General features: G+C 56.7%; 26 protein-coding genes and 3 pseudogenes. 16 read left to right on the forward strand and 13 right to left on the reverse strand.

From position 1 onward, the window contains the following. The 4 genes from purU to folK all read left to right on the forward strand — a co-directional run. Positions 1 to 786: formyltetrahydrofolate deformylase (purU, locus tag E8F06_RS07165; RefSeq protein ID WP_280358953.1), on the forward strand; the 786-nt coding region annotated here is incomplete at its 5' end. A gap of 49 nt (positions 787 to 835) precedes the next feature. Continuing rightward, positions 836 to 2,095, forward strand: a complete 1,260-nt coding sequence (locus E8F06_RS07170; RefSeq protein ID WP_179057973.1) for an aminomethyl transferase family protein — start codon at positions 836 to 838, stop codon at positions 2,093 to 2,095. 55 nt (positions 2,096 to 2,150) lie between these two features. After that, positions 2,151 to 3,026: a bifunctional methylenetetrahydrofolate dehydrogenase/methenyltetrahydrofolate cyclohydrolase FolD gene (folD, locus tag E8F06_RS07175; protein WP_179057974.1), complete on the forward strand. Its 876-nt coding sequence runs from the start codon at positions 2,151 to 2,153 to the stop codon at positions 3,024 to 3,026. A 5-nt stretch (positions 3,027 to 3,031) separates the two neighbouring features. Next, positions 3,032 to 3,598, forward strand: coding sequence for a 2-amino-4-hydroxy-6-hydroxymethyldihydropteridine diphosphokinase (folK, locus tag E8F06_RS07180; protein ID WP_179057975.1), 567 nt, complete (start codon positions 3,032 to 3,034; stop codon positions 3,596 to 3,598). Positions 3,599 to 3,940: 342 nt separating this feature from the next. Here folK and E8F06_RS07185 read toward each other — a convergent pair whose 3' ends face one another. Together E8F06_RS07185 and E8F06_RS07190 are read right to left on the reverse strand one after the other, a co-directional pair. Next, positions 3,941 to 4,408 carry an NUDIX domain-containing protein gene (locus E8F06_RS07185; protein WP_179057976.1) on the reverse strand — a complete coding sequence of 156 codons (468 nt, stop codon included), beginning with the start codon at positions 4,406 to 4,408 and terminating at the stop codon, positions 3,941 to 3,943. Positions 4,409 to 4,611: 203 nt separating this feature from the next. After that, positions 4,612 to 5,394, reverse strand: coding sequence for an SDR family oxidoreductase (locus tag E8F06_RS07190; RefSeq protein WP_179057977.1), 783 nt, complete (start codon positions 5,392 to 5,394; stop codon positions 4,612 to 4,614). A 307-nt stretch (positions 5,395 to 5,701) separates the two neighbouring features. Between E8F06_RS07190 and E8F06_RS07195 the strand changes: the two genes are divergently transcribed. The 6 genes and pseudogenes from E8F06_RS07195 (at position 5,702) to E8F06_RS07220 (ending at position 11,547) form a co-directional block, all read left to right on the forward strand. After that, complete coding sequence (locus E8F06_RS07195; RefSeq protein ID WP_179057978.1) at positions 5,702 to 6,487, forward strand: enoyl-CoA hydratase-related protein; 786 nt, start codon at positions 5,702 to 5,704, stop codon at positions 6,485 to 6,487. A gap of 127 nt (positions 6,488 to 6,614) precedes the next feature. Next, entirely contained in the window at positions 6,615 to 7,499 is an 885-nt protein-coding gene (locus tag E8F06_RS07200) for an SDR family oxidoreductase (RefSeq protein WP_179057979.1), read from the forward strand. A gap of 180 nt (positions 7,500 to 7,679) precedes the next feature. Then, positions 7,680 to 8,867 carry an acetyl-CoA C-acyltransferase family protein gene (locus tag E8F06_RS07205; protein ID WP_179057980.1) on the forward strand — a complete coding sequence of 396 codons (1,188 nt, stop codon included), beginning with the start codon at positions 7,680 to 7,682 and terminating at the stop codon, positions 8,865 to 8,867. A gap of 33 nt (positions 8,868 to 8,900) precedes the next feature. Beyond that, entirely contained in the window at positions 8,901 to 9,749 is an 849-nt protein-coding gene (locus E8F06_RS07210) for a 3-hydroxybutyryl-CoA dehydrogenase (RefSeq protein ID WP_179057981.1), read from the forward strand. A gap of 66 nt (positions 9,750 to 9,815) precedes the next feature. Further along, a pseudogene (locus E8F06_RS07215) lies at positions 9,816 to 10,822 on the forward strand (IS5 family transposase). A gap of 62 nt (positions 10,823 to 10,884) precedes the next feature. Then, on the forward strand, positions 10,885 to 11,547 hold the full coding sequence (locus tag E8F06_RS07220; RefSeq protein ID WP_179057982.1) for a TetR/AcrR family transcriptional regulator: 663 nt from the start codon (positions 10,885 to 10,887) through the stop codon (positions 11,545 to 11,547). A gap of 391 nt (positions 11,548 to 11,938) precedes the next feature. Here the strand turns inward: E8F06_RS07220 and E8F06_RS07225 are convergent. The 6 genes and pseudogenes from E8F06_RS07225 to camD all read right to left on the reverse strand — a co-directional run. Next, positions 11,939 to 12,082, reverse strand: a pseudogene (locus E8F06_RS07225) (IS110 family transposase); the annotation flags it as partial. A gap of 59 nt (positions 12,083 to 12,141) precedes the next feature. Beyond that, positions 12,142 to 12,290 (reverse strand): annotated as a pseudogene (locus E8F06_RS07230) (IS5/IS1182 family transposase); the annotation flags it as partial. A 79-nt stretch (positions 12,291 to 12,369) separates the two neighbouring features. Further along, the gene (locus E8F06_RS07235; protein ID WP_179057984.1) at positions 12,370 to 12,693 is read right to left on the reverse strand and encodes a 2Fe-2S iron-sulfur cluster-binding protein; all 324 of its coding nucleotides are present in this window, start codon (positions 12,691 to 12,693) and stop codon (positions 12,370 to 12,372) included. 53 nt (positions 12,694 to 12,746) lie between these two features. After that, complete coding sequence (locus tag E8F06_RS07240) at positions 12,747 to 14,015, reverse strand: FAD-dependent oxidoreductase (protein WP_179057985.1); 1,269 nt, start codon at positions 14,013 to 14,015, stop codon at positions 12,747 to 12,749. Between the two features lie 18 nt (positions 14,016 to 14,033). Further along, a complete protein-coding gene (locus tag E8F06_RS07245) occupies positions 14,034 to 15,281 on the reverse strand; it encodes a cytochrome P450 (protein ID WP_179057986.1) in 1,248 nt (415 codons plus the stop codon). A gap of 27 nt (positions 15,282 to 15,308) precedes the next feature. Continuing rightward, entirely contained in the window at positions 15,309 to 16,394 is a 1,086-nt protein-coding gene (gene camD, locus E8F06_RS07250; RefSeq protein ID WP_179057987.1) for a 5-exo-hydroxycamphor dehydrogenase, read from the reverse strand. A gap of 266 nt (positions 16,395 to 16,660) precedes the next feature. Between camD and E8F06_RS07255 the strand changes: the two genes are divergently transcribed. Then, the gene (locus tag E8F06_RS07255; RefSeq protein ID WP_179057988.1) at positions 16,661 to 17,287 is read left to right on the forward strand and encodes a TetR/AcrR family transcriptional regulator; all 627 of its coding nucleotides are present in this window, start codon (positions 16,661 to 16,663) and stop codon (positions 17,285 to 17,287) included. Between the two features lie 987 nt (positions 17,288 to 18,274). Here the strand turns inward: E8F06_RS07255 and E8F06_RS07260 are convergent. The 4 genes from E8F06_RS07260 to E8F06_RS07275 all read right to left on the reverse strand — a co-directional run bounded on the left by E8F06_RS07260 (position 18,275) and on the right by E8F06_RS07275 (position 21,088). Beyond that, on the reverse strand, positions 18,275 to 18,589 hold the full coding sequence (locus E8F06_RS07260) for a transposase (RefSeq protein WP_179057989.1): 315 nt from the start codon (positions 18,587 to 18,589) through the stop codon (positions 18,275 to 18,277). Positions 18,590 to 18,804: 215 nt separating this feature from the next. After that, complete coding sequence (locus E8F06_RS07265) at positions 18,805 to 19,641, reverse strand: alpha/beta hydrolase (protein WP_280358959.1); 837 nt, start codon at positions 19,639 to 19,641, stop codon at positions 18,805 to 18,807. Between the two features lie 220 nt (positions 19,642 to 19,861). After that, a complete protein-coding gene (locus E8F06_RS07270; RefSeq protein WP_179057991.1) occupies positions 19,862 to 20,608 on the reverse strand; it encodes a glucose 1-dehydrogenase in 747 nt (248 codons plus the stop codon). A 63-nt stretch (positions 20,609 to 20,671) separates the two neighbouring features. Further along, positions 20,672 to 21,088: a nuclear transport factor 2 family protein gene (locus E8F06_RS07275; RefSeq protein ID WP_179057992.1), complete on the reverse strand. Its 417-nt coding sequence runs from the start codon at positions 21,086 to 21,088 to the stop codon at positions 20,672 to 20,674. A gap of 253 nt (positions 21,089 to 21,341) precedes the next feature. Between E8F06_RS07275 and E8F06_RS07280 the strand changes: the two genes are divergently transcribed. Continuing rightward, on the forward strand, positions 21,342 to 21,863 hold the full coding sequence (locus E8F06_RS07280; protein ID WP_179057993.1) for a nuclear transport factor 2 family protein: 522 nt from the start codon (positions 21,342 to 21,344) through the stop codon (positions 21,861 to 21,863). A gap of 11 nt (positions 21,864 to 21,874) precedes the next feature. Here the strand turns inward: E8F06_RS07280 and E8F06_RS07285 are convergent, their stop codons facing one another. Beyond that, positions 21,875 to 22,873 (reverse strand): NADPH:quinone oxidoreductase family protein, encoded by a 999-nt coding sequence (locus tag E8F06_RS07285; protein ID WP_179057994.1) that lies wholly within the window; start codon positions 22,871 to 22,873, stop codon positions 21,875 to 21,877. Positions 22,874 to 23,077: 204 nt separating this feature from the next. Here E8F06_RS07285 and E8F06_RS07290 point away from each other — a divergent pair, with 204 nt between their 5' ends. From E8F06_RS07290 to E8F06_RS07305, 4 genes are all read left to right on the forward strand, one after another. Beyond that, positions 23,078 to 23,653, forward strand: a complete 576-nt coding sequence (locus tag E8F06_RS07290; protein ID WP_256873277.1) for a nuclear transport factor 2 family protein — start codon at positions 23,078 to 23,080, stop codon at positions 23,651 to 23,653. A gap of 40 nt (positions 23,654 to 23,693) precedes the next feature. Next, positions 23,694 to 24,797: a bifunctional 3,4-dihydroxy-2-butanone-4-phosphate synthase/GTP cyclohydrolase II gene (gene ribBA / locus E8F06_RS07295; RefSeq protein ID WP_179057995.1), complete on the forward strand. Its 1,104-nt coding sequence runs from the start codon at positions 23,694 to 23,696 to the stop codon at positions 24,795 to 24,797. Positions 24,798 to 24,921: 124 nt separating this feature from the next. Further along, on the forward strand, positions 24,922 to 25,524 hold the full coding sequence (ribA, locus tag E8F06_RS07300; RefSeq protein WP_179057996.1) for a GTP cyclohydrolase II: 603 nt from the start codon (positions 24,922 to 24,924) through the stop codon (positions 25,522 to 25,524). 247 nt (positions 25,525 to 25,771) lie between these two features. Then, a partial coding sequence (locus tag E8F06_RS07305) for an LLM class flavin-dependent oxidoreductase (RefSeq protein ID WP_179057997.1) occupies positions 25,772 to 26,917 on the forward strand: 1,146 nt, incomplete at its 3' end.

The following is a 26,917-nucleotide window of genomic DNA, read 5'->3' on the forward strand; positions in this document are numbered from 1 at the left end:
CAGGGATGCAACATCCTCGATGCGCAGCAATTCGATGATCTGGATACTCAGCAGTTCTTCATGCGGGTGGTGTTCGACGCGATAGACAGCGCGACGCAACTGGTACTCGAGGACATCAAGGCTGGATTCGCCGATGTTGCCCATCGGTACGGCATGGAGTGGTCGCTGCGTCCGCAGGACCAGCGCAAGCGCGTAATGCTGCTCGTGTCCGGCTATGACCATTGCCTGCGCGACCTGCTTTACCGCAGCCGAATCGGCGAGCTGCCGATGGAGATATCGGCCGTTGTCGCCAACCATCCCCAGGAGCGATACGCCGCGGTTGATCTGCAGGGCATAGCGTTTCACTACCTGCCAGTGACCCGGGATAACAAGTCCCAGCAGGAAGAGAAACTGCTTGCCTTGATCGAGTCCACCAGGACCGACCTAGTTGTGCTCGCTCGCTACATGCAGATCCTCTCCGATGACCTCTCGCGCAAGCTGGATGGGCGCTGCATCAACATCCATCACAGCTTCCTGCCGGGATTCAAGGGCGCGCGTCCCTATCACCAGGCCCATGAGCGTGGCGTGAAGCTGATTGGCGCGACCTCGCACTTCGTCACCGCCGACCTGGACGAGGGCCCGATCATCGAGCAAGACGTCGAGCGCATTTCCCACCGCGATAGCGCGGAAGATCTCGTACGTAAGGGGCGTGACATCGAACGACGCGTCCTGGCCAGGGCAGTGCGCGCCTATCTGGAAGACCGCGTCATTCCGAACGGTCGCAAAACCATCGTGTTCGAAGGCTGACGCCTGGCCACGCATAACAACAATTCGTTGAAGTAACCGAGGTAAAGACATGCTCCCCAAGAATTTCAGAAAGACTCCAGAGGGCTATTTCACGTCCCGTTGGGGGCAGCCTGAGTACACGGACTGGCTCGACGAGAGCATGTCCTGGAAGGACCACTGCTACATCGGTGATTGGTCGTTCCTTTGGCAGCGGCGTTACCGTGGACCGGACGTGTTGAAGCTTTTCTCCGATACCTCCATCAACAGCTTCGCCAAGTTCGACATCATGCAGTCCAAGCATGTCACCCACTGCAATCGTGATGGCAAGGTGATCCATGAGGGTATCCTCAGCCGCTGGGGGGAGGATGACTTCATGCTCTTCGGTCGCGGCGGCTTCCTCATGGACTTCCACCTACGCAAGGGTGATTACAACGTCAGCTCGGAGGTTGTCGAAGGGTTCAAATTCCAGGTTGCTGGGCCCAAGGCTGCCGCATTGATCGAGAAGCTGACAGGCGTGGCCCTGGCGGACATCAAGTTCATGCACTCGCAAGTGGTGAAGATTGCCGGGCATGAGGTCTACGCGCTGCGACAGGGCATGTCCGGGGAGCCTGGTGTGGAGCTGCAAGGTCCTGCCGAACATGCTGCCGAGGTGTATGAGGCAGTGGTGCGAGCCGGCGAAGCGTTCGGGATTCGCAAGCTGGGTGGTCGAGCTGCCTTCATCAACCACCTGGAAGCCTGTTTCCCCACTATCGTGACCGACTACCTGCCGGCGATCTTCAGCGAGGACATGGCTGAGTATCGCGCCGAATTCGAAGCGTCTCTGCCGGCGTTCGCCTCGACCTTCAACGTTGCCGGCAGCTTCGAGGCTGATGATGTCAGCGCCTGGTACCGCAGCCCTGTCGAGCTCGGTTGGGGGCGCAACATCAAGTTCGATCACGACTTCATCGGCCGCGAGGCCCTGGAAAAGGAAGTGGCCAACCCACGCCGGGTGATTCGCACCCTGGTGTGGAATCCCGATGATGTGCTCAAGGTATTCGCATCCCTGTTCCAGAAGGGCGAGCACTACGCCTTCATGGAGATGCCCCGGGATCAGCGCGGTTTCATGTATGCCGACAAGGTGCTGGTGAACGGCCGTGAGGTCGGCGTTTCCACCTCTCGTGGCTACAGCTACTTCTTCCGCGAGATGCTCTCGCTGTGCACCCTGGACATCGCCCAGGCAGAAGTAGGTACTGAAGTCACGGTTATCTGGGGCAATCCGGGCGAGCCGCAACTGCCCATCCGCGCCACTGTCCAGCCCGCACCGTACAAAACCGACAACCGCCGCAGCTGAGTCGGCAAGGCCCTGGGTCTCAGGGCCTGCTTCATCTGTAAGACCCGGAGAAACAATGTCCGCATTCCTGATCGACGGAAAAGCCGAAGCCCGGCAACTGCGTGAACGTCTTGTACAGGACGTGAGCGCATTCGCTACTCGACACGGCCGCGCGCCCGGCCTGGCAGTCATTCTCGTGGGGGCCGATCCCGCCAGCGAGGTGTATGTACGCAACAAGGTGCTGCAAACGGAAGAGGTAGGTATGCACTCGTTCGAGTACCGCATGCCCGCCGACACCACGGAGGAGCGTCTACTCGCAAAGATCGACACCCTCAATCTTGATGACCGCGTTGACGGCATCCTGGTGCAGCTGCCCCTGCCAGCGGGCATCGATGTCACCCGGGTCATCGAGCGCATTGACCCGGCGAAGGATGTCGATGGATTCACCATCACCAATGCGGGTCGCCTGGCAACGGGGCTGGATGCTCTGGTGCCCTGCACGCCGACGGGGGTGATGTTCCTGCTGAGGAATGTGCATCGCACTTTAGTTGGCCTGAATGCGCTGGTGATTGGCGCATCCAATATCGTTGGCAAGCCCATGGCACGGCTGCTGCTGCAGGAACGCTGCACCGTGACCATCGCTCACAGCAAGACTGTAGATCTTGAGGCAAGGTGTCGGCAGGCCGACATTCTGGTCGTGGCAACCGGCGTTCCCCAGATGATTCCCGGCGATTGGGTAAAGCCCGGGGCTACGGTTATCGATGTCGGTATCAGCCGCATCAAGCAGGCGAACGGAACTACCAGGCTGGTGGGCGACGTTCACTTCGAAAGCGCAGTTGAGCGAGCCGGAGCGATTACACCTGTGCCAGGTGGCGTTGGGCCGATGACGATCGCTTGCTTGCTGGCCAATACGCTAAGTGCAGCACAGCGGCGTGTGGAAGTTCAGAGCTAGCTTTAATGGAACTGCTAAAGGTGCAGCCCATGGTAGGGCTGCATCTTCCAGATCGTGAAATGACCGGCAAGATAGCAATGCCAAGCACCCTCATTTTTCTTGGCCTGGGCAGCAATCACCGGCGCGAGCGTAACCTCAGTGACGGACTGCGATTGCTGGCGAGGAGGCTGCGCGATATCAGGTGCTCCGATATCTATGAAAGCACTGCCGTTGGAGCGTCATACGCCGCGCCATTCCTGAATCTAGTGGTTTCGGCCGTGACGACACTTGAGTTGCAGGAGCTGGTGCGTTGGCTGAAGAGCGTAGAGGCAAGTTGCGGACGAACCGCTGAGCAGATAGGCCTTGATATAGATTTGCTGACCTATGGCGACCTGGTTGGCCGATTCGAGTGTATCGAATTGCCTCATCCAGATATCTCTCGTCATGCCTTTGTCTTGCGCCCGCTTGCGGAGCTTGCTCCCTACCATATACATCCCAGGTTTGGACTCAGCTTTTCGGAGCTGTGGGACGACAGGCAGCCCGGTCCGTCGCTGAATTGGCACTGTGCTCAATGGCAAACCGCTGCGCGGTAAGGGGCGGCGTCACTCCGCCAGGGCAAGCTCATTGTGACCTTAGAGGGAGTGCTAACAACGCCTCGGGAGCCGCCAACTGTCGATCATTAGCCCACCAAAGCGTGGAGAGTGTCTAGGAAAGCCGGGGCGATTCGGGTTCTAAGCGGTTCAGCACAAGCGGTCTTCACTCGGACGCCTCACCATACCGGCCGTGGTGGCCAGGTGGCCGAGTCGCTGTCTTCAGCAGCAGTTAGCGGGAGTCCAAGGAAGCCGGTATGCACGAAGGAATAGTCCCCCAGTAAACATGTTCAGAGTGTCCTTGTTGGGAATTGGTAGACAGTAGGCGGGACGTAAATGAGAGTTTTAGCTTAGGTTAGCCGTCATTGACGAGGATCTGAGCTCGCAGGCATTCAAGATGTGTGCGAACCAGGAGACGGTGGGCACCTGACCCAGTTCATGCGGCGCCAGCCAGACTGAGGCGTCGTTTTCCCAGTTAAGCGTGAGCGTTCGAGTCAGGCTGTGGAAGTGAAAGGCGTAAACACGCCAAGTGCGACCATCTTGACCCGGCAAATTCAATACGCTGCTGCTAAGCAGTTTCAAGTGATGCTTTGAAATTCCCGCCTCTTCTTCCACTTCGACCAGGGCCTGAGAAAGCGGATCGCGATCGTGGTCGAGAAACCCGGTAATGCAATTCCAGCGCCCGACATCACCTGTTACCAGATTGCTGCGACGCAGCAGAGCTAGCTCCCCCTTATGGGAAAGAACCGCCGCAACAATCTCGCAGACACTTCCGGAAAATCGTTGAACAGCTGATTCGCGTTGACTTCCCATGGTGTGCTCCATTAGTCAGCACAAGCGGTGGTGCGGGGGAATGGCGTAGTCGTAATGATTAGCCGTAAATCGACGCCAGTCAACTATGGTGTTGATTTTTTCTGTCGCTCTCTGATTTCTCAATTTTCAACCTGTCTATGGCACGTTTGTTGTTGACATCTGAGGTGGGGGCTCCAGCCGAATGGCTGGAGCCTTTGGGACGCCTAGCGTACAGCGATCAGGCCACCATCCACCGGGAACATCTGACCGGTCATGAAGTGGGACGCGTCGCTGGCGAGGAACACCATTACCGGTGCCAGATCCTTGTCGGCATCGCCGAATTTTCCGCCCAGCGGTATGTCGGTCTTGGTGGCGGCATCATGGGCAGCTAGATCTTCCGCTGACAGTGCATTGCGGAAATCGATATACATGGGGGTGACCATATAAGGCAGAACGGCGTTGATGCGGATGCCGTCAGGACCCCATTGGCGGGCGACATTGCGTGTCCAGGTGTGAACCGCCGCCTTGGTGGCAGAATAGAGGGCATTGTTAATTTCGCCCGTCAGTCCCGATTCTGATCCGAAGTTGATGATGTTGCCGATACCTTGCCCCTTCATAAGGCGATAGGCAACGGCATTGGTGTTGATGGTTCCTAGTACATTAACGCGGAAAAGCATGTCGAACAGTTCTTCCGCTATGGCGTCCGGCGGGGAATGGCGTTGCACCCCAGCCACATTGACCATGACATCTAGGCCGCCCATATCCTCAACAGCTGCAGCAAAGACCTTTTCCACCTCTGTGCGGTCGGCAATGTTGCAGTGGTAGTAGCGGCTGATGCATCCGGGATGGGCCCTGATGGCTTCGGAAACAACCTGTTGTCCTAGCGAGTCGTTCATATCCATTGAGGCCACTGTTGCGCCGGCGGCAATGTAGGCCCGCACCACAGACGCACCAATACCTTGTGCGCCGCCGGTTACGATAATTCTTTTACCTTCTAGCGGTTTCATGTTGCCTTCCTGTTCTCTGTCTTGTCGATCGAAGGGCTGATTGCCTAAGCCTAGGGTTGTATACGGCGTTGTGCCGTCCCGCTGATCTAGCGGAATTCGTGCTGCCACGTACTACGCGGTACCGGTGCTTTCAAGAATGGGGCTATCGGATTGGATCAGTCAACCAAGGTGTTGATTTTTTGTTTGAATAGTCAACATTGACGTTGACTTGTCGGTCTCGGTGGTGCAACCATGATTTGAGCGTTACCGCAAGTCGGGCGAGCGCTTGGGCATTGCTTCTTCCGATCAACTAAGGTTCCGCTGCCATATGTCACCTACGAATATTCAGTCAGGCAACGAGTCGGCCATTTTAGAGATGGTTGGTCCTATTGCCGTCATCACGCTCAACCGTCCCGGCTCATTCAATGCAATTGATATAGAAATGGCGGTATGTCTGGAACAGCTGGCTTTGACTGTTGAGCGGAGCGATAGCGTCCGGGTGCTGGTCATTCGTGGGGCGGGTAAGGCGTTCTGTGCCGGCGGTGACGTCAATCTGTTCCTCTCCCATCTCGACGATTTGGCGCCGCCGATCGGTAAATTACTGGAACATTTCAACCGCTTTCTCTCGGTCTTGCGACGCATGGACAAGTTGGTGCTGACCAGTGTGCATGGCGCGGTGGCCGGTGCTGGATTTTCCATGGCCTTCATGGGGGACTTCTGTATTGCTGCGGCAAATACCCGTTTTCGTCCTGCCTATGCGCAGATCGGGGTTTCACCTGACGGTGGCGGTACGATCGGTGTTGTGCAGGCGCTAGGGGCGCGGCGCGCCCTGCAGATATTTCTGGACGAGACGGAGTTGAGCGCTGACGAGGCCAGCCAACTCGGTTTGTTGTCCAGGGTGGTCGAGCCGGCCGAACTGGAAGGCAAAACCCATGAGTACGCCGAGCGTCTGGCTGAACTGAGTCCGATAGCTGCGTCCCGTACAAAGCGTCTGGTCTGGCAATCAGCCTCAGTTCCGTTGGAGCAGCAGCTTGAGGCCGAGGCACAATCCATCATCGCCTGCATGGCTACCAGCGAGTTTAGAGAGCTGCTGAAAGGCTTGCGGCGTCGCTGAGGCTGGGTTGATGTGCTCGCTCTTCGGAGGGGGAAAGGTGTAAAGTTAAAATCAACTCAAGTGTTGATAAGTGGTGAATGATGTGCAAGAGTGCCTCCAAGATCAACAAAGACAAGAAGGAGGGGACATGTCGAGATTGCAGGGTAAGGTGGCTATCGTCACTGGCGGCGCTCGGGGCATTGGCAAATGCATTGTCGAGACCTTTGTTGCCGAAGGTGCGAAGGTGGTGGTCGGTGACATCAATGACCAGGCTGCCGACCTCGAATCACAGCTTGGCGCTGAGTGGGTTGCGTTCAAACGCACGGACGTGACCAGCGATGTCGAGATTGAGGCGTTGGTGGCCTATGCGGTTGAACGCTTTGGACGCCTGGACATCATGGTCAACAACGCCGGTGCCCTCGGCGATCAAACCAAGCTGATCGAGCTTGATGCGGACGGTTTTACCAAAACGGTAACTTTGCTGCTTCGCTCTGCGGCACTTGGTCACAAGTATGCTGCGCGTCAGATGATTGCCCAGGGGCAGGGCGGTAGTATCGTTTCAATTTCCAGTATTGCCGGTATCGAAGCCGGCTGGTCATCGGTTTCCTACGATGCAGCTAAGGCCGCAGTACTGCACCTGGCGCGTTCAGCCTCTTATGAACTGGCGCCCAAGCAAATCAGATCCAACGTGGTCGCGCCCGGTCTAATTCTCACACCAATCATTGGTACCGCTTGCGATGTGGCACCTGAGCATTACGCGGCGTTCACTGAAAGTCTTGAGGAGCCCTACGGCAAGCTGATTCCTCTGGGCCGGGCCGGCAAGCCGAAGGATATTGCTGAAGCGGTACTGTTCTTTGCCTCCGATGCTTCTGCGCATGTCACCGGCCAGTCCATTGCCGTTGACGGAGGTTTAACCTCCATGACCGGCTTTGACATCGGCGGAGTTGTGGCGCAGGCGGTTGAGAGTTTCAACGCGCGGATCGGTAATACCGAGAGCGGAAAGGTCGGCTGGCTACCGAACAGGAATGGCTGAATATAGGGGCAAAGCGAACTTCCGTTAATTACCCTGAAGTTCGCGCTTCCGGTTTAGTTTGTGGCAACGCTCCATTTTGGGCCACTGGCAGATAATGTCAGTCAGGCCCTTCTTTTTTAAGGTATAGGGGCGGCACTGTCGCCAAGGTCGCTACCAATTTACTGATTAGGATGGCTACACATGACACAGCGTCAGGTATTTGTGGTGGGGGCTGCACGCACCGCAATTGGCAGTTTTGGTGGTTCCCTGAAGGATCTTCCGCTTTCCACTCTGGCTACCGTAGCGGTACAGGCGGCAATTGAGCGTGCCGGCATCGAGCCGGGACAGGTCGGGCACGTGGTCATGGGGAATGTGATTCCCACCGAGCCCAGGGATGCCTACCTGAGTCGAGTCGCTGCCATCGATGCCGGTGTGCCGCAGGAAACTCCCGCGTTTAACGTCAATCGTCTGTGCGGCTCCGGTCTGCAGGCCATCGTATCCGCCGCGCAGTCGATTCTGCTAGGCGACACGGATATTGCTATCGGTGCTGGAGCGGAAAGTATGAGCCGCGGCCCTTTCATGATCGGCAATCTGCGCTGGGGCGCGCGGCTCGGCAATGCTGAAGCCATCGACTATATGAACGGCATTCTGCATGACCCCTGGAAGCGCATTCACATGGGGGGCACCGCCGAGAATGTGGCTGCCCGTTATGGCATTGACCGTACTTCGCAGGATGAACTCGCGGTTGAAAGTCAGCGCCGCGCTGCCCGTGCAATTTCCAAGGGCTATTTCGACGAGCAGATTGTGCCGGTCGAACTCAAGACTCGCAAAGGCACCAGTTACTTCAGCCGCGACGAAAATGTCCGCGCCGACGTGACAATCGAGCAACTCTCAGCAATGAAGCCGATTTTTGTCAAAGAAAATGGCACGGTTACCGCCGGAAATGCCTCCAGTCTGAACGACGGTGCCGCAGCATTAGTACTCATGGAGGGCAAGGCAGCAGAGACGTTGGGCCTGACTCCCCTAGCCCGCCTAGTTGGCTACGCCCATGCCGGCGTCGATCCAGATTACATGGGGATAGGCCCGGTGCCGGCGGTTCGTCAGGTGCTTGAGAAAACCGGCATCAAGCTCGACCAGATTAGTGTGATTGAGGCTAACGAAGCCTTTGCCGCCCAGGCCTGTGCGGTAATCAAGGAGTTGGGGTTGAATCCAGAGATCGTGAACCCCAATGGTTCGGGTATCTCTCTCGGGCACCCGGTCGGTGCTACCGGTGGAATCATTTCCATCAAGGCCATTTATGAGCTGCAACGTACCGGTGGGCGTTATGCCCTGGTCACCATGTGTATCGGCGGCGGGCAGGGTATTGCCGCCATATTTGAGCGTGTGTAATAGACAGCATTTTTTAGAGGTTGGACGACAGCTATGCAGATCAACAAGGTTGGTGTTGTCGGAGCCGGTACCATGGGTAACGGTATTGCTCAGGTTTGTGCCATTGCGGGACTGAGTGTGGTCATGCTGGACATTGATCAGCGGTCACTGGAGCGAGGTCTCCATACTGTGTCTGGTAGCCTTGAGCGACTGGTGCGCAAGGAAAAGCTGTCGCCGACCGATTGCGAATCTGCCCTGCAGCGTATCAAGAGCACTACCGATTACGCCGATCTCGCTGATGTGGATCTGGTGATTGAAGCTGCCTCCGAGGTGGAGAAAGTCAAGCTGGCCATCATCCAGACCCTGGACAAAACGGTACGTAAAGACGCGATTATTGCCAGCAATACGTCATCCATGTCCATCACCAAACTGGCGGCGGCAAGTAGCGTGCCGAACCGCTTCATAGGCATGCACTTTTTCAACCCAGTGCCGGTTATGCTGCTGGTCGAATTGATTCGTGGGCTGCAGACCGATGATGCCACCCACCAGGCAGCCGAGAAGTTTGTAGAAAATATCAGGAAGACTGCCATCTCGGTAAAGAACAGCGCGGGCTTTGCCGTGAATCGGATTCTGGTACCGATGATCAATGAGGCGGTATTCGTTTTGCAGGAAGGGATCGCCAGTGCTAGCGCGATCGATGAGGGCATGCGCCTGGGCTGCAACCATGTCATCGGGCCGCTGGCGCTGGCAGACCTGATTGGCCTGGATACCCTGCTGTCGGTGATGGAAGTGTTTTACAGCAGCTTCAATGACTCCAAATACCGTCCTGCACCGCTATTGCGTGAGATGGTCGAAGCCGGCTACTTGGGGCGCAAGAGCGGCCAAGGCTTTTACAGTTATTGAGGTTATTCAAGCAAGCTGTGAAGAGGACTTCTCATTACTGGTGAAATATGCCAACCCAGTTGCCCGATGAAGCTGATGACCTTCGCCGGCGCCGAGTACTCCGGCAAGCGTAACCAGATTGCAAGGAGTTGTTCCTGATCGAGTTAGATCAGGTGGTGCTGTGGAAGGGCTTGGAGGCCCTGATCGAGCCGCATGACCCGAAGGGGGGGAGGGCCGTACGGTCTATCCGTTGGTGGCGTTGCTGCGTGTGCATCTCATGCACAACTGGTTTGGCTACAAGGATCCGGCGATGGAGATCTCCTTGTGCAAGACTACCCTCCTGCGCTAGTTCGCCGGCCTGAGCCTGGAGGGTATCCCCAATGAAACTAACATCCTCACTTCCGGCGTCTCCTGGAGATGCATGAGTCGGCGATTGGGATTCTGGCCGTGATTAACGGCTGCCTGTGGGGATCTTGGCCTGTCCCTGCCCCAGGGCAGTATCGTCGATGCCTCACTGATCCATGCTCTGAACTCGACCAAGAACCAAGGCTGCAAGTGTGACCCGGAAATGTATCAGGCCAAGAAGGGAAACTATTCTACTTCGAGCTAATGCCCACGTTGGCTCCCACGAAGAGTCGGGATTGGTACACCGCGTGGTGGACACTGCGGCCGTTATCGTGGATATCACCCAGGGCGGAAAACTGCTGCACGGCGAGGCAAGCGTGGCGTGCGCTGACGTCGGTTATGCCGGAGTCGAAAAACGTTCTGAATAAGAAAGTCGCCAGGTCATCGGGCAGATCACGGCTCGGCGCAGTTCCTACTAGAACTTTGGCAATCGCAGTGCTTTTACAAGGATCTCGGCAAGATCGAGCAAGCCAATGCGCAGGTACGGGCGAAAATGGAGCATCCTTTTCGGGTGATCAAGCGGTAGTTTGGCTACACCAAGGTTCACTTCCGGGCTCGGCCAAAAAATGCGGCGCAGCTGGTCACCTTGTTCGCCCTATCAGAACCTATGGATGGCCCGCCGAGAATTGCTGGTAGGGGCAGCCAGGTGGCAGCATCTATTTCTTTACGCATACGTTGATAATCGTTAGCATTGTTTGAAAAGTGATCAACAATTGGATCACTAAATTTGACTTAAGGAAGAACCTACAGTATGGCCAATTCCTCACCTCCGAGTAGCAATATATCCCGGCGTCGTAAGTCTGCTTTGAATGACGGGGGAGCCAAGTACAAGGCCAAGAGAGATGAGTTGATCCGCCTTGCAGCCGAGCTTTTCAAGGAGCATGGTTATCAGACAACGACCCTTAACGACATCGCCAATTATGCTGGAATGGATCGGGCCAGCGTCTATTATTACGTCGGAAACAAGGAAGAATTTCTCCGCGATGCAGTCAAGGGGGGAGTTGAGCAGAATGCCAAGAATATCGAAAAGTTGCTCAGCCGTGAGGATCTAGGCACCGGGGAAAAGCTCAGGCAACTAGTACAATTGCTGATGCAGTCATACAGTGATAGCTATCCTTACATGTACGTCTATATTCAGGAGGAGATGCACAAGATTGCCGACGCCAAAACCCCTTGGGCGCAGGAAATGCTTGAAAAAACCAAGGGCTTCGAGCATGCGGTGCTGGTTCTGATAAAGCAGGGCGTGGCTGAGGGCAACTTCCGAGATGATATCCCCGCTAGCCTAGCAGCCAACACTATCTTCGGAATGTTGAACTGGACATATCGCTGGTACACCCCCAGGAGTAAGTTTTCAGCCAAGGAGGTGGCAGATGCATTTTGCAATATATTCTTTACTGGAATGCAGAAAAACTGACCTGACATCAGCTTCAAAAATCGGGCTCTAGAAATAGTTCGGTTATGATGCCGGGAAGCTCTTCAGTGCATGATTTGCCGTTGTCAGTATCCCGATCTACTGTTCTGTGTTTGTGGCGGTTAGGGAAGGTATTTCATGGACATCTTCCGGAGCGCAATCGGTCAACATGCTGTCGGCAGGTGGGAGCAGTCTTTATCCGGCCTGCTATGTAGGCCGAGAAGCCCTGCCGATCTTGATGGAATCCGCTGACGAGGTCCTTATCTGAAGTGCGAACTGCAGGCAGTACCCTTGGCTCATACTCCCAACCAGGATTCCGCGCCACGACTGCCATCATCTGTTTACCGCCAGCGTTCCCTGTGAGGACTGGTGCTGTGATGAGTTGGGTTGGTCTACTGGGCGATGCGCTGATTAGTTCGGACCGGTAGGGCGATCCTGTGGCTAGTATCGTCCACACGGTTCGGGCCAGCTTGTTAGCCAGCACTGCGACCACCACGTTGTAGGGTCGCTTGGCCGTTAAACGCTCAATCCATGCGGATATTGGCCTTTGGCGATGATTGAGCGCGATGGGGGTATGGCCAACTTCGTGGCAGGGGAAATTTCTTCGCTCTTGAAGTAGCCCCGGTCGGTGACCACCGGCAGCACTTCCATGCCCATGGCCTCCTGGGCTTGCTTGGCCATCGCACTCATTTGATTGTGGTCAATGCCGGTGTTGCGACTTCGTGTGTCACGATCAGATGAGTGCGGAGAACCGCGCGAGCTGGATGGCCTGCCGGACAGAAGTCGGTCCGGCAGACTTAGGTCGCTGTCTGTCAATACCGCGAATTACCATTGTGTGTCTGGAATATTCACTACAATACCGTCTAGTTCAGAGGTCATGAAGATCTGGCAGCAGAGCCTGCTGTTCGGCTTTACTTCCGCCGCCGCGCAATCCAACATTCCACTTTCGCGGTCGGTGGGAGCCGGTACTTTGTCCATGAAAGTGTTGTCGACATACACATGGCATGTTGCGCAGCTGGCACTACCGCCGCAATCACCGACAATATCATAGATGCCATTTGAGACTGCCGCGTGCATAAGGCTAACTCCGTCGGCGACGTCCAGCTCGCGACGCGTTCCATCATGCGACACATACACTACCTTAGACATTTGTATATCCTCATATTTAATTGGGCAAAGGCGGCGATTAATTGATGGTGCCTTTAGATACTATTTAAACCGGCTTTGGCTGCCGCGATTATTTCTTTCAACGGCACACTTTCGTCATCCAGTAGGCTTGGTTCAACAGGCAGTCGGTCCGTTATGATTTGTTTTGCTAGGTTGAACTCAACCGGGCGGTTCACAGTGTCGACCGCCAGGACTCGGTCGCCCAGCAGGTAGAAAACTGTGAAGTCGGGCTGTTCCAAAGAGCCACGGACAATGATCCGATCGTATCCTTCAGATAGCCCGACCATTTTCAGTCCGACTTCATACTGGTCGGACCAGAACCAAGGAGCAGCTTCGCTGCGTGGTGGCTTACCGCAGACGATAGCGGCAACTTTCCGCGCTTGCTCCAATGCATTCGGCACCGACTCGATACGTACCCAGCGGCCATAGATCCGGCTGTGAAACCGGGCGCAGTCGCCGATCGCCATGATCGCAGGATCAGAGGTCTGCATCTGCTCGTTGACCACGATACCGTTATCTACCAGCAGTCCGGCCGCACTGGCCAGTTCACAGTTCGGGATCAAACCAATCCCGGCAACTACCATATCTGCGGGCAGTCGCGTGCCGTCCTTACACAGTACGGCAGTCACTTTCTGCTGATCGGCTGACATCTCGAATCCACACACTTGCATGCCGGTTCGTATGTCAACGCCAGCATCACGGTGCAGGCGTTCGTAAAAGGCTGATACCGGTGGAGCAGTAACTCGCGCGAGAACACGGTCTGTCGTGTCGAGCAGCGTGACCTGCATGTTCGCTTTGACGGCGGTTGCAGCCACTTCAAGTCCGACATAGCCGCCGCCAATCACCACCAGTCGATTGCCTCGAGTCAACTGTTGGCGGATACACTCGGCATCCTCAAGTGTGCGTAGATATCGTAAGTTAGCCGCCTTGCCGACAGCGCCACTGGCTACCGGTAGCAGCCTCGGACGTCCGCCGGTCGCCAACACCAACAAGTCGTAGGGCAGTACCTGGCCATCCGACAGGCTGACGTGCCGTAGGTCGCGGTTTATTGCCGTTACCTGAGTGCTGCTGAGCAATTGGATGTTCTGCGCCGCGTAGGTATTCGGGGCTCTCAGGTACAGGCTTTCCGGTGTAGCTGTGCCAGCTAGATAGGCTTTGGACAAAGGCGGGAGATGATGGGGAACAGCTGCTGCTTCCCCCACTAGCCAGATATTGCCTTCCCAGCCGTTGGCGCGCAGCCCAAAAGCAACCTCAACCCCTGCGTGGCCGGCACCGACGATGACCAGATTTTTGTTTGCGTTCACTGCACGCACCCCACGCTTTTAAACTGCATTAGTGGTCGCCGGATCCCAGACGAGCGGGAGTGCATGCACGCCGCTGACAATGCCACTCTGGTGGCGTACTTGGGCGTCCGGGGCAATGGAGAAGTCAGGGATCCTTGCGAGCCATTCCCGGAGGGTGGTGACGATTTCGCGGCGGGCTAGATGCTGGCCAAGGCACAGATGACTGCCGTGACCAAAGGTCGTATGCGATACCTTCTGGCGGCTGAAGTCGACGTGCATCGGGCAGGCGTTTTCACGCTCATCCAGGCCCGACAGCAGTTGCGGCAGGAGGATCTGATCGCCCTTCTTCAGCAGTACACCATGGAACTCGAGGTCGGATTTGAGAATGCGGCCATCAGCAACCAGCGAAAAGCGGCGGAGTAGTTCCTCGGTGGCAGCCGGAATGCGCTCTGGATGCTCGATCAGCTCTTTGCGGTGCTCTGGACTTTTGGCCAGAAACTCCATGCTGAAGCTGAGGAAGTTGACGACGGTATCCAAGCCACCAACCAGCAGCAGACCACACATTCTCTTCGCTTCGTCGCTGGTGATTGGGCGCCCGTTGACTTGGCCATTGGCGATTACGCTTATCGCGTCGGTACCAGGCTTCAGTTTGCGCTCCGCAATGATTGGCATCAGATACTCATAGAGCCCGTCTCTGGCCTCCACAAAAGTCATGCTGCCATCCGGGCGGGTCATTTGATCCGAGAGGTATTTCAGATGCGGAATGTCTTCGTCTGGCAGCCCCGCGAGCCGCATGAAGATTCGAATCGGGAACGGCTCAGCAAAATCTTCAGTAAAGTTGCAGTGACCTTGAAGGCGGATGTCGTCGATCAGTGAGCAGGCCAGCTCCCTGATATGGTCCTCTAATTTATCCACTGCAGGCATGCCTACGACTCCGCTGGCTAGGGCGCGAAAATGGCGCTGCTCCGGCGGATCCATTGAAGTGGGAATGAAGTCATAAGCCTCGCCAGCTTCGCGGGGAATGAACGGGCACTCGCTGGAAAAATGTGCATGGTCTTCGAAGGCTTCGCGTATCAATTTTCCCCGGGTGGCAATCCAGTGCCCGCCATTGCATCGAGTCCATATCAGATCGGGTACATTGGGGCCCTGCAGTGTCGCCCAGGCTTTTTGCACACCTTCCGAAATGTTAGGCGGGTTGTACATGTCGAAGTCAAAAACCAAGTGCTCAGGTACGTGGGGCGGCAGGGGCGCAAGATTGGCAATGCTCTGTTTGGCTTCAGTACTCATTTTTGTTCTCCTGAAATAATGGGGCGGTTAGAGCGTTGGATCGATCACGGGCTTGATCAGTGCACCTGTCTTGACCAGCTCAAGCGCCTTGTTGGCATCATTGATGGAAAAACGCTGCGTGATTAGGTCGGCCAGCGGGAAACGGTCCTGCAGTCGCGCCGCAAGCTGCATGGCCTGGTAGTAATGCTTGGGTTTGGGGAAGGTCGCTCCGGCAATCGTCATGTTCCTGATGGTCAGATCGCGGGGAGCGATGGGCTGAGTGCCAATCGCGCCCCACAGGCCGAGAATGACGTAGCGGCCGTGGTTGCCGGTCAGGTTCACGCCTTCAGGGAAGGCCGGTAAGGCGCCGGCGGCTTCCACTACCAGGCTGGCGCCTCGCTTGCCGAACCGTTCGGCGACGATGCGTAGCCGGTCTTCTGGGGTGGTGTCCTTGAGCGAGATGGTCTCAGTCGCGCCTAAGCTGCGTGCCATTTCCAGGCGAACTGGGGAATGGTCGATGGCAATGATTTCCTTCGCACCAGATGCCGCAGCAACCAACACAGCAGCGAGTCCGACCGGTCCGGCACCCTGAACAACTACAGTATCGTCCAGGCCCACGGGGCCGCAGCGGTCATAGCCGCGCAGCACGGTTGGTAAGGCGCAGCCGAGTGCGGCCAATGCTTCCGGTTGGGCGTGATCGGGCAGACGATAGAAGGCCATGCCGCTGGGTAGGCAGGCAAAGTCTGCATAACTACCCCAGTTGGGCTTGTCCGCATGCTCAAAAAAGGTTGAGTTGTCGCAGGGGGTTTCATCCAGAACGGTGCAGGTATGGCAGCGATGGCACAGAGCGATTGGGGCCCAATACACCATGTCACCCTGCTTAACCGGGACTCCTGCATAGTCCGTGGTGACGCCGGCCCCGAGTTTTTCGATGCGCCCCACACCCTCGTGGCCGAGAATGATCGGGAAGGGCATGGTGCCCGCCTCTCCGGAAACGATGTGCACATCGCTGCCGCACACGCCACCAAGGACGACGCGTACTAGGGCTCCGCCTGGTGCAGGATCAAAAACCGGGACGTTCCAGGTCTCGACCTGATTTTGTTCGACCATCACGGCTGCTCTTGCATATTGCATTCTTACACCTCGTTTTTGTTGTGCTTTGGGGCTGGGCCAGCGAAGCCTTCCCGCTGTGCTCAATTGGTCAGGTTGAGCTGTATATCGGTGATATACTGAATATATGGACGATTGCGTTGATGGTCAACATGCGCGGTGAAAAATATTCAACACGCGTGTTGAGTGGCGGTTTTGACTTGTGAGTCATGCTGGTATTGTGCGGACCGGCTTCCCGCCGGGGCGTTTAGTAGCCGTGTGGCTTGGGTCGCCCTGAATCGAACACGGCAGTGAGGACTTACATTGAAAGCAGCCCAGCCTCTGGAAAAAAAAAAGGTCGTATCGACCCCAGCAATGGCGATATCAAGCAGGACTTGCTGCGTGCAGCCGTGCACCTGTTAAGTACCAAGGGACGCGAGGGTGCAACCATGCGGGCGATCTGCGCGGAGGTAGGCGTAACGCCGCCAACGTTGTATCACCACTACGGTGATCTACATGGACTGCACAAGGCTGCGATTGACGTGACCTACCTGCAGGTTGCCAAGGCCTATCACGACGGTATCGACGAGAAGGGGCCGCTCAAGGGGATACGCGATGGATGGGCAACGTTCCTGCAGTTTGCCTACTCAGAGCCGAATATGTGTCGCATTGTGATCCAGCAGATCATGGCGGGAGAGCCTCCGAGCCTGGTCGCTGATACCCTGCGAGGTGTCGCTGACGACCTATCCCATTTCCATACGCAGGGGCAGTTGAAGTATTCACCCAGGGATACGGCGCAGCTGCTGTGGATGGGCGCATTGGGCGCACTGACCTACGCGGTCAGCCTGGAAGGGGCTGGGGGGGCGCAAGATTTGGCCTTGCAGAAGGCCAAGCTCGATATCACTCTGGCGGCACTCTTCAATATCGAAGATGAATAGGTAGGCCTATTCCCGACATGTGGTGTGTCCAGGAGCTAGTGGACAGGTAGTTGAGAGCTAATGCTCGCAGAGCGCCGCTCAAACTCCATCAGACTGAGATAGCCCCGCGTCGAGTGGCGGCGACGGTGATTGTGTCGTAGAGCAGATCGGGCTTTGCCTCCTGGTAGCTGGCATAGCGCATCAAGTATTCCCCCTCGACTTTCAGCGAGCGGAAGAAACGCGCTCCCACCGAGTGTCCGGGCAGTTCCCCGAATGTGAATGGCTGGCACGATTTGATGTCGTCTAGGCAAAGCCAAGTAGTCGTAGGCGCAGTATTGGCTGCCGCTGCCGAATGCAGCAGCACCTCCGCCCGTCCCTGGCGTCGTGCAAGGGCTATCTCCAGCGCAGTGCGTACGGGGCTGATGCATACGGTGAAGCATCGCCCAATCGACGACTACACGCGAATACAGATCGAGCACCAACGCCAGATATAGCCTCCTTGGGCTGTCCGCTCGTAGGTCATGTTCGAGATCCAATGCCGGTTGGCGCGATCCGAAGCGAACTGGCGTCCAAGTGATTCGGGGCAATCGGCGGGTAGTGGCGACCGCGGGCTAGAATCTCGTAGCCCGGAATCCAATACACGCTGGCCAACTCGATCGCCACTGTGGTGTCCCCGAGCTGGGCCAACTAGGTACACATCAGCAGTGAAGGCTTGATAGTTTGTACCGATACTTCGGTGAGTTCAGTGGGGTTTCCGACCACATGAAACCGCGAGCCAAGATCAGTACCGGTTGCGCAATCATGAATGACCGCCAGGTAGCGCGTTGATATGAGCTATATCACGTGCCCCGGCCACACCGAAAATTCCGGAGGGGGCTCGGATCAGATCTCCTTCCTAAGCGGGATCACGAAACGCTCCACCACTCGCGGGTCTGCAGCTTCCTCTGGGACAAGTATTTTGATGGGGACTCAGCCTCCCAGAAAGCAGACGACCGCGGTCCTGCGGAGTCACCGTAGTGGGCGTGCTACTAATCCAATGGGCCACGGACTGCCGGGAAGGTGGTTTTTTAACACTTCGCGCACCATGGTGGCCTGGGCCAATTGCTGGTGCAGGCGGAGAAGTTCAGCGCGCTCAACACGATGCTTGCCGTTGCCAAGGAAGGCATCGCCACCTTGCTGTTCGTAGTGGCTCTTCCATTTGTCTAGCAGGCTTTCAGCAATACCCAATGCCTGGGGTACATGACGATGCGACATCTCGCAAAGTACGTGGTCTATCGCCTCGCGTTTGAAGGAGTTGGGAAAACGTCGTCTGATCTGGGGCATGAGCATGCCGTGTGGTGGGCATTACTCACCTTAACTCAGTGCCCACTTAGCCCGGGATGATTCAGTCTGCGAGTTTCCCTAACTACCTATGCGAAGCGTCAATAGCCGCTGCGAAAGGCATAAGCATAGCTTCCTTGTCTTCTGCCGTTTGGCCGTAAAAATCAACGTGATTACACATGGCTGCGCCTACCTTCAACATCAAGTACGGATAGTCCCTAAGCCTCCACCGAGCTGTTCAGGAAGTCGAACAAGGCATCGTTGAACGCGTCGTTGCTGTCGCCGGCGACCATATGTTCGGCTCCGGCCACATTAGCCAGCCGTGCGTGCGGAATCAGCGCAAGAAGCTGATTTACCCCCTTTTTACTGACCAGCCGGCTGGCGCCGCCACGGATAAGAAGCGTAGGTATGTCCACCCTTGATGCAGCAGCTTCTAGACGCTCGGGGCGCCGGGAGCGTTGGTTGTTTGGGGCGGTGAATGCTGGATCGTAGTGCCAGCGGTAGCGGCCGTCGGCGCCCAGGCGCAGGTTACGCTGGAGTCCTCCAAAGTCGGTCGGCCGCTGCCGATGGGGAAGGTAGGCTGCAACCGCATCGGCTGCTTCTTGCAGGCTAGTGAAGCCATTCGGAGCGGCCTGCATGAACCGGAGGATTTCCGCTGCTCCTTCGGCCTCGATCCGCGGCACCACGTCCACCAGCACCAGGCCATGGGCAGGCTGACGGGCCTCGCCGATGGCGAGTAGGGAAGTCAGCCCACCAAGCGAGGCTCCGACCAGCACCGGTGGTCGGCGCAGGGTCTCCATAACCTCGTGCAAGTCAGCAACGAAGACATCCAGGCTGTAGTCCTGGTCGTGCGACCAGCCACTGTCACCATGGCCGCGCAAGTCCAACGACACGGTGTGAAAGCCGCGATCGACCATGCGCTGCGCCGTGTTTTTCCACGAGTGACGAGTCTGTCCGCCGCCGTGCAGTAGCACGATGGGTTGACGATCGGGGTCGCCGCCGACATCGGCCGCCAGGCTGATGCCCGCGGCGCCCTTGAATAGCATCTTGCGCATTTTTCGTCTCAACGCTTGTAATCAACCGAAGGTCGGGCAGCTCACTGACGGAGGTGGCGTGGGCAATCAGCTGGCCACCCATCGACCTAGTCACGTGGCTACGACCCTTCGCCGCGCTCGAGTCGGTACCCCGCGAGGGGCTGTTGACGTCTCGAGCTTGGCAAAGAAAATCTCAGCACGGCTGCTGTGAAAGTATCTTCGTTCAGCAATAACGGGCGACTTACTGAGCCAGCATCCCCGCGTCAATCAGGTGTTCACTGCCTGTGATGTAGGAGGACTCGTCCGATGCAAGGAACAGCACCAGGTTGGAGACCTCTTGGGCGGCGGCGATACGGCCCAACGGAATCATGCTCAGTGCATCTCCACCGTTCTCATCGGTTGCCTCCACCATCATCGGCGTCTGAATGAAGCCAGGGTGTACCGAGTTAACGCGGATGTTTTTCGGGCCGTATTCAATTGCTGTCGCTTTGGTCATGCCACGTACCGCGAACTTGCTGGCCACATAGGCCAGGTTTGGGAAGCCATAGTTTGCGGCCATGCCGGCAATCGACGAAATGTTCACAATCGAACCGATGCCTGCCTTGAGCATGGACGGCAGAACGGCCCGCATACCCAGAAACACCGAGAGCTGGTTGACGCTGCAAACCTTCAGGTAATCCGCTTCGCCGAGGGCCAGGGTGTTGGCTACCGGGCCGAGTATGCCGGCATTGTTGACCAGCACAGTGGGGGGGCCAAACGCGGATTCGGCCTCGGCCATCACCTCTGCCCAGGAGTTGACGCAGGTGACGTCGTGCTTCAAGAACAACGCGTTACTGCCAAGCTCCTTAGCCAGTGCCTGGCCGGCTTGTTCTGACAGATCGGTCAACACCACCTTGGCACCTTCCGCAACGAAGCATCTGGCATGGGACTCGCCCATGCCCCTAGCGGCCCCGGTAATCAACGCCACTTTGCCTGCTAGTCGACTCACGATGTTGCCCTCTTGTTGTTATGTGTTGGGCAGGGCGGCCGCGCCCCGCCAAGCTGGTGTGATCTACTCGGCGATGAAGGTTTCGTACATGTGCAGAGTGTCACTGTATTCCCGGATATTGGTGATGCGCTTACCATCCACCTCGAAAAGGAAGTGATAGGTGTTCTTGAACACCCGTCCGTTTTTCAGCTCCGAGCAAGACTCTGCCTCCACTGCGACACGCTTGCCTTCGGCAGTCATGCTGCCGGAGGTGATCGGCAAAGCGCCATGCTTGTAAACGTTGACGACGCCAGCCAGCAGTTCTCCCATCTGAAGTTTGCTGTAGCTGCCAGAAATGCCGGGTACGTTGCCGGATATCCACCAAATACAGTCATCGTCCAGGCAGCTGACGATTCCGGCCACATCACCGGTGGAGAAAACACTCAAGAAATGGCGCACCACTTCCTTGTTGCGTTCAAGTGGGTTGTTGGCTGTGTTCACCCTGGACTCCTGTGACTTAGATTGTCGGATCCGAACGTTGTCAGCGCGTCTCGCGAAGCCCGGCTTATCCCATCATCTGTTCCATGGCCATCAGTAGCATTCTTGCTTCCTTAAAGTCAACAAATGTGTTGATATTTGATCGGTAAATGAATCACTGTATGACCTACCGGAACGTGTCCGTTGAATCCAGTTCGAGTCGACTTAACCCCTGGCTCATGGCCAGGATCGCGATAACAACATCAAGGGCAGAGTAATGACCAAAGACATGCAGGTTCTGCTGGACAAGCAGGCGATCTATGAAGTGCTGATCCGTTATTGCCGCGGTGCGGATCGCTGCGACGAGGAGTTGATCCGTTCTGTCTACCATGACGACGCCTACGATGATCATGGTTACTGGCGGGGGACTGGCAGTGACTTTGCTCGTTTTTTACCCGCACGCCTAACCTCCGCTAACGTGGCGACTACACACTCGATCACCAATGTACTGATTGAGGTTGATGGAGACACGGCTCGATCGGAGTCGCAGGTCATGGCGACTCTTGTGCGAATCGGTAGTCCACGGATGGCCGATGTAATGGGGGCCCGTTATCTGGACCGTCTCTCCCGGCGCAATGGCGAATGGAAGATTGATGAGCGCACGGTGGTGTTGGATTGGCACAAGGTTGAAGCCTGGGTCGAAGCGGAGGCACCGATTCCTCTCGATGGATTTACGCGCGGTGATCGCTTCCCGGTTGATCCGGTATACAGGCTTATGGCGACAGAGCCCCCTCGCTGAGTGGGGTGGATCTAGTTACTTGGTTCGGTGGTCGGCGTGATGACCAGTTTGCCAATCAGATTGCGGGACAGCGCCATTTTGAGGGCATCCGGTGTCCTTTCTAGCGGATAGGTCCGCGAAATAAGCGGCCTCAGACTTCCCGCTCTGTAAAGCTCCGACAGGTGCCTGAAGCTGGCGTGGTGTTGCGCCGGATCGAGTTGTACGGCGGGCCACCAGAAGATGCCGGCGACCTGAATGTTCTTCAGCAGCAGTAGGTTGGCCGGTATCTGCGGAATCTGTCCGCTGGCGAAGCCGACAATCAATAGCCTGCCACCGTGGCTCATGCAGCGTGACATGCTATTGAAGGCTTCGCCGCCCACCGTATCCATGCACATATCCGCCCCTCGGCCGTCGGTCAGCTCTAGTACCCGCTTCTTCAGGTCTTCGTTGCTGTAATCGATTAGGTGGTCGGCGCCGTGTGCCTTCGCAGCTTCCAGCTTGTGTGTGGAGCTGGCAACAGCAATGACTGTTGCACCGAGCGCCTTGGCAATTTCAATACTGGCAAGGCCCACGCCGCCCGCGGCGCCGAGCACAACGAGAGTCTCATTTGCCTGAATCCGGCCGCGGCGAACCAGAGCGTAGTAACTGGTGCCGTATGCGGAATAAAAGCCTGATGCGGTTACACAATCCATGCCCTCCGGCACCTTGACCACCAGTTCGGCACGGGCCACGGCCTCTTCGGCGAATCCGCCGTAGCCATCTCGGGTCAGAGCCATGACGCGGTCACCAGGGTGTAATGCATTGACATTGGCGCCGACCTCAATTACCTCGCCTGCGATCTCAAAGCCTGGGGCAAAGGGCATCGGCGGTTTGGCTTGATACTTTCCCTGGATGATCAGATTGTCTGGGAAATTGACTGCTGCCCCATAGACCCTGATGCGAATGTCGTCAGTTCCGATGGCCGGGCTGTCCATTTCGCCTTGAGTCAGCGCCTCTGCAGGGCCGTATTCGCTGCAAATAATTGCCCGCATCTGAGTACTCCTGGTGTTGATCGTGGGCGCCGAATGTGGGCCGGCAAGACTGTTCAGTCAACTGTAATGTTGATTTGGTTGCCGCGGATCTGCAACCAGAGATTGGAAATGATTTGTCCCGATGACGCTTGCTGGGGGGGCCGCGGAAGGTTACCCGGAAATCGAGTCGGGGAGGGTCGATGATAGAGCAAATCAACTGTTGTGTTGACTAATTTCGACAAAGGCCGCACGATGGTTCAAAACAAGAAAGAGGGTATTCATATGTCAGATATCGAACGCAGGCTTAAAGCGCTGGAAGACCGCGCCGAGCTGCAGGATTTGGCCGTCCGCTACTTCGTTGCCACAGACGATGATGACTTCGCTACCTTGGAGGCGCTCTTTGCGCCTGGAGCAGAATTCCATGCCGGTGGGTTCGCCGGCGGTACTGATCGGGCCGCGATCATGGTTTTCCTGCGAAGTGCCAGAGCGAACATGGGCATCACCATCCACACGCCTCACTATAGCTTGATCACTTTCACCGGTGATGACACCGCAACGGGAGTGGTTGGCGCGCATCTCGAAATTGCCATGGCTGGCCAAAGCCTGTTTGGGGCCGTGCGCTATTACGACAAATACCAACGTCTGCACGGCAAATGGCATTTTTCGAAAAGGGAAATGCTGGCAGTACATATGGGGCCTTGGGAGCAGGTCGCGACCTCACTCACCGCAGACTTGCGGGTCCGGTGGCCGGGTGGCAAGCCGCAGGCTGCCGATCTGCCGGCGCGCCGGGAAAACCTGTAGCTAAGGGGAATCCCATCAAACGGCCATTAAGGGTGCAGCTATGCAGTTAGACAAGATTGAAGACATTATCGAAGACATCCGCCTCGGTAAAATGGTCGTATTGATTGACGATGAGGATCGCGAAAACGAGGGCGACCTCGTCATGGCCGCTCAGCATGTGAAGGCTGAGCACATCAACTTCATGGCTCGCTTTGCTCGCGGCCTGATTTGCATGCCAATGAGCAAGTCCCAGGCCGAGCGCTTGGGGCTGAGGCTGATGGTCGAACACAACGGGTCAGGTTTCGGCACCAAGTTCACCGCCTCGATTGAGGCGGCAAAGGGGGTGAGTACCGGGATCTCCGCCGCAGATCGGGCTTTGACGGTACAGGCCGCAGCGGCACACTCTGCCAGGGCGGAGGACATTGTCCAACCGGGGCATATTTTCCCACTGATCGCCGAGCCGGGTGGTGTGTTGGTTCGAGCTGGGCATACAGAAGCTTCCTGCGATCTCGCCAGACTGGCCGGTCTTAATGAAACCGGGGTGATCTGTGAAGTGATGAACGAAGACGGCTCAATGGCGCGCCTGCCTGAATTGATCGAATTTGCCAAGGAGCATGGGCTCAGGATCGGCACCATTGCCGACCTAATCCATTATCGGGCTGTCAATGAAGCGACCATTGAGCGGCTGTATAAACAGTCAGTGATGACCGATCATGGTCAATTCATGATGCATGCCTATCGCGACTGTATTAACGGAGATATCCACCTGGCTCTGACCCAGGGCGAACTGGATGGCTCGGCTACGCTAGTTCGCGTGCAGCAGTCGGTTTGCCTCCGTGATTTGCTCGGCATTCAGATTCCTGGCAGTAGTGGCTGGAATATCCAGCGCTGCCTTGCGCGAATTTCGGCGGAGAAAAAGGGCGTGTTGGTACTTCTTGCAGGCGCAGAATCTTCCTCAGACATGAAGCACAAGATAGATGCCCTGAGCAGCATGTCCAAAGTGCCTAGAGCATCGGCAGATGGTGATCCTCTGATGATTGGTGTTGGGTCGCAGATACTCCGTGATCTCGGCTTAGGGGATATGCGGCTTATGGCGTCGCCGGCAAAGTATCACGGGATCTCTGGGTTCAACTTGCAGGTCTCGGAGTACGTCGTCTACCGCTGATTCTTCGCGTATGTTCTGGGTGCCCGGACACAAACAATTAACATTTAACCCGAGTTGGTGTACGTGTGTCGTGCTGTGCAAGAAGTTGTGCGTTGGTCATGTCTGAACAGATCGAGAGCAGGATATGAGTTTGAAATATGCGGTATCCACGCATCTGCCAACGCCCTTTGCGACCTTTGATATTCATGGGTTTGAAGACCTCGAGACCGGCAAGGAGCATGTTGCCCTTACACTGGGCGATGTCCGTTCAGGTGAGCCTGTCCTGTGCCGGGTGCACTCCGAGTGTCTGACCGGGGATGCACTGTTCAGTCAGCGCTGCGATTGTGGATCGCAGTTAAATATCGCGCTGAAACTGATTGCCGAGGAAGGGCGAGGCATTTTGCTCTATCTGCGCCAAGAGGGGCGAGGCATTGGTTTGATCAACAAGCTCCGGGCCTACGAACTCCAGGATCAGGGGGCAGACACTGTCGAGGCTAATGAGCAACTGGGATTCGGAGCGGACATGCGCAATTATCTGATTGGTGCACAGATGCTCGGTCATTTTGGCATTGAGTTTGTGCGCCTGATGACGAACAACCCGCGGAAGGTGGAGGCCCTGAGGCGTGACGGCATCAGCATTGTTGAGAGGGTCAAGTTGCAGTCAGTACTGACGCCCTGCAATGCACATTACCTGCAAACCAAGGCAACCAAGTTGGGGCATATGCTCTCCCATCTCAAATTGATGTGATCTCGCATCCTATTTTCAACGGTTGACCCATGCGCGCCTGCGGCTCACGCCGACTGGAAGTGGGCGCCATGCCGCTTCGGATCCGCCGCGTCGGCACGAGAGTTTTTGATTTAAATCAATGAGTTATTGATTCATGGCTGGCGGTTCAGCTTGCCGCTCATTGCTCCGTCCAGCGTATCAACATATGTGTTGACAAATGGGTCGGAGCTGATTAGTTTTGATAACACAACGAACAGGAGGGGACGCAATGAAGTTTCATTTGATGCAAACAGGTGTAATCGGTCGTCGTTATGAGCTGGAAGCGGGTATGGCTGGGCAGCGTCCTGAGTTGTATCAGCGCTTTCTATCCGAAGTGCGTGATTACGTTCGTCTGGCGGATGAGCTTGGTTATGCAGGCTATTGCCAGCCTGAGCACCACCTGCAGATCGAAGGTTTTGAGATCAACAACCATCCCGGCATGTTCAGTCTCTATGTGGGCCTGCATTCCAAGCGGATGAAGGCCGGCATCATGGGGTACACCCTGCCGACCCATAACCCGGTGCGTATCGCCGAAGAAATCGCCACCCTTGACCACATGCTCCAAGGGCGCCTGATGGTTGGTTTCACCCGTGGCTACCATGCGCGCTGGGTCGACTCCTATGCTGCGCGTCCGGGTGTCAGCGCCACTACGCCGGACAACGCCAAGGCCCGCGACGAGCAAGATGCGCTGAACCGCGAAGTCTTCGAGGAGTCGCTGCAGGTCATCAAGAAGGCCTGGGCCAATGACGTGTTTAGCCACAAGGGCAAACACTGGGAGTTCCCGCCAAATGGCGGCTCTGCCGGTCACCCGGCCTATGCCAGCATGGGCAAGGGCATGGATGCAGATGGCATCGTGCGCCAGATCGGCATTGCGCCGAAGTGCTACCAGAGTCCCCACCCGAAAATTTACGGCGGCTTTGCCGGCAGCATGCGCACCGTCGACATGTGGGCCCGGGAAGGCGGCAAGCCAATCGTGCTGGCTTCCGACCTGGACTTTTGCGATGCCCTGTGGACCCGCTATGCCGATACCGCACGCCAGCACGAGCGGGAGGTTGCCCGTGAGGATGTTGCTGCCTGGGGCGGTTTCCTGATGCTGACCGATGACAAGGACAAGGCCAAGCAGTTGATGGCCGAGCATAAGTGGTTCTGGGACAAGTGGTTCATTCCGTTCGGCCAGAAAATGCCGAACGTGCTGATCGGCTCGGCTGACGAGATCGCCGATCAGATCGGCCGCGCCCACGACCGCCTGGGCTTCAACGAGCTGTTCCTGATGTTCGGTCAGGGTCACCTGGACCCGGAGCAGAACAACGAGGAACTGGAAAAGTTTGCCAGCCTGGTGGCTCCTCGCTTCGCGACCAAGGATGCCGAAGGCACG

This window comes from Pseudomonas sp. BN411, from assembly GCF_029871235.1.
Lineage (GTDB): Bacteria > Pseudomonadota > Gammaproteobacteria > Pseudomonadales > Pseudomonadaceae > Metapseudomonas.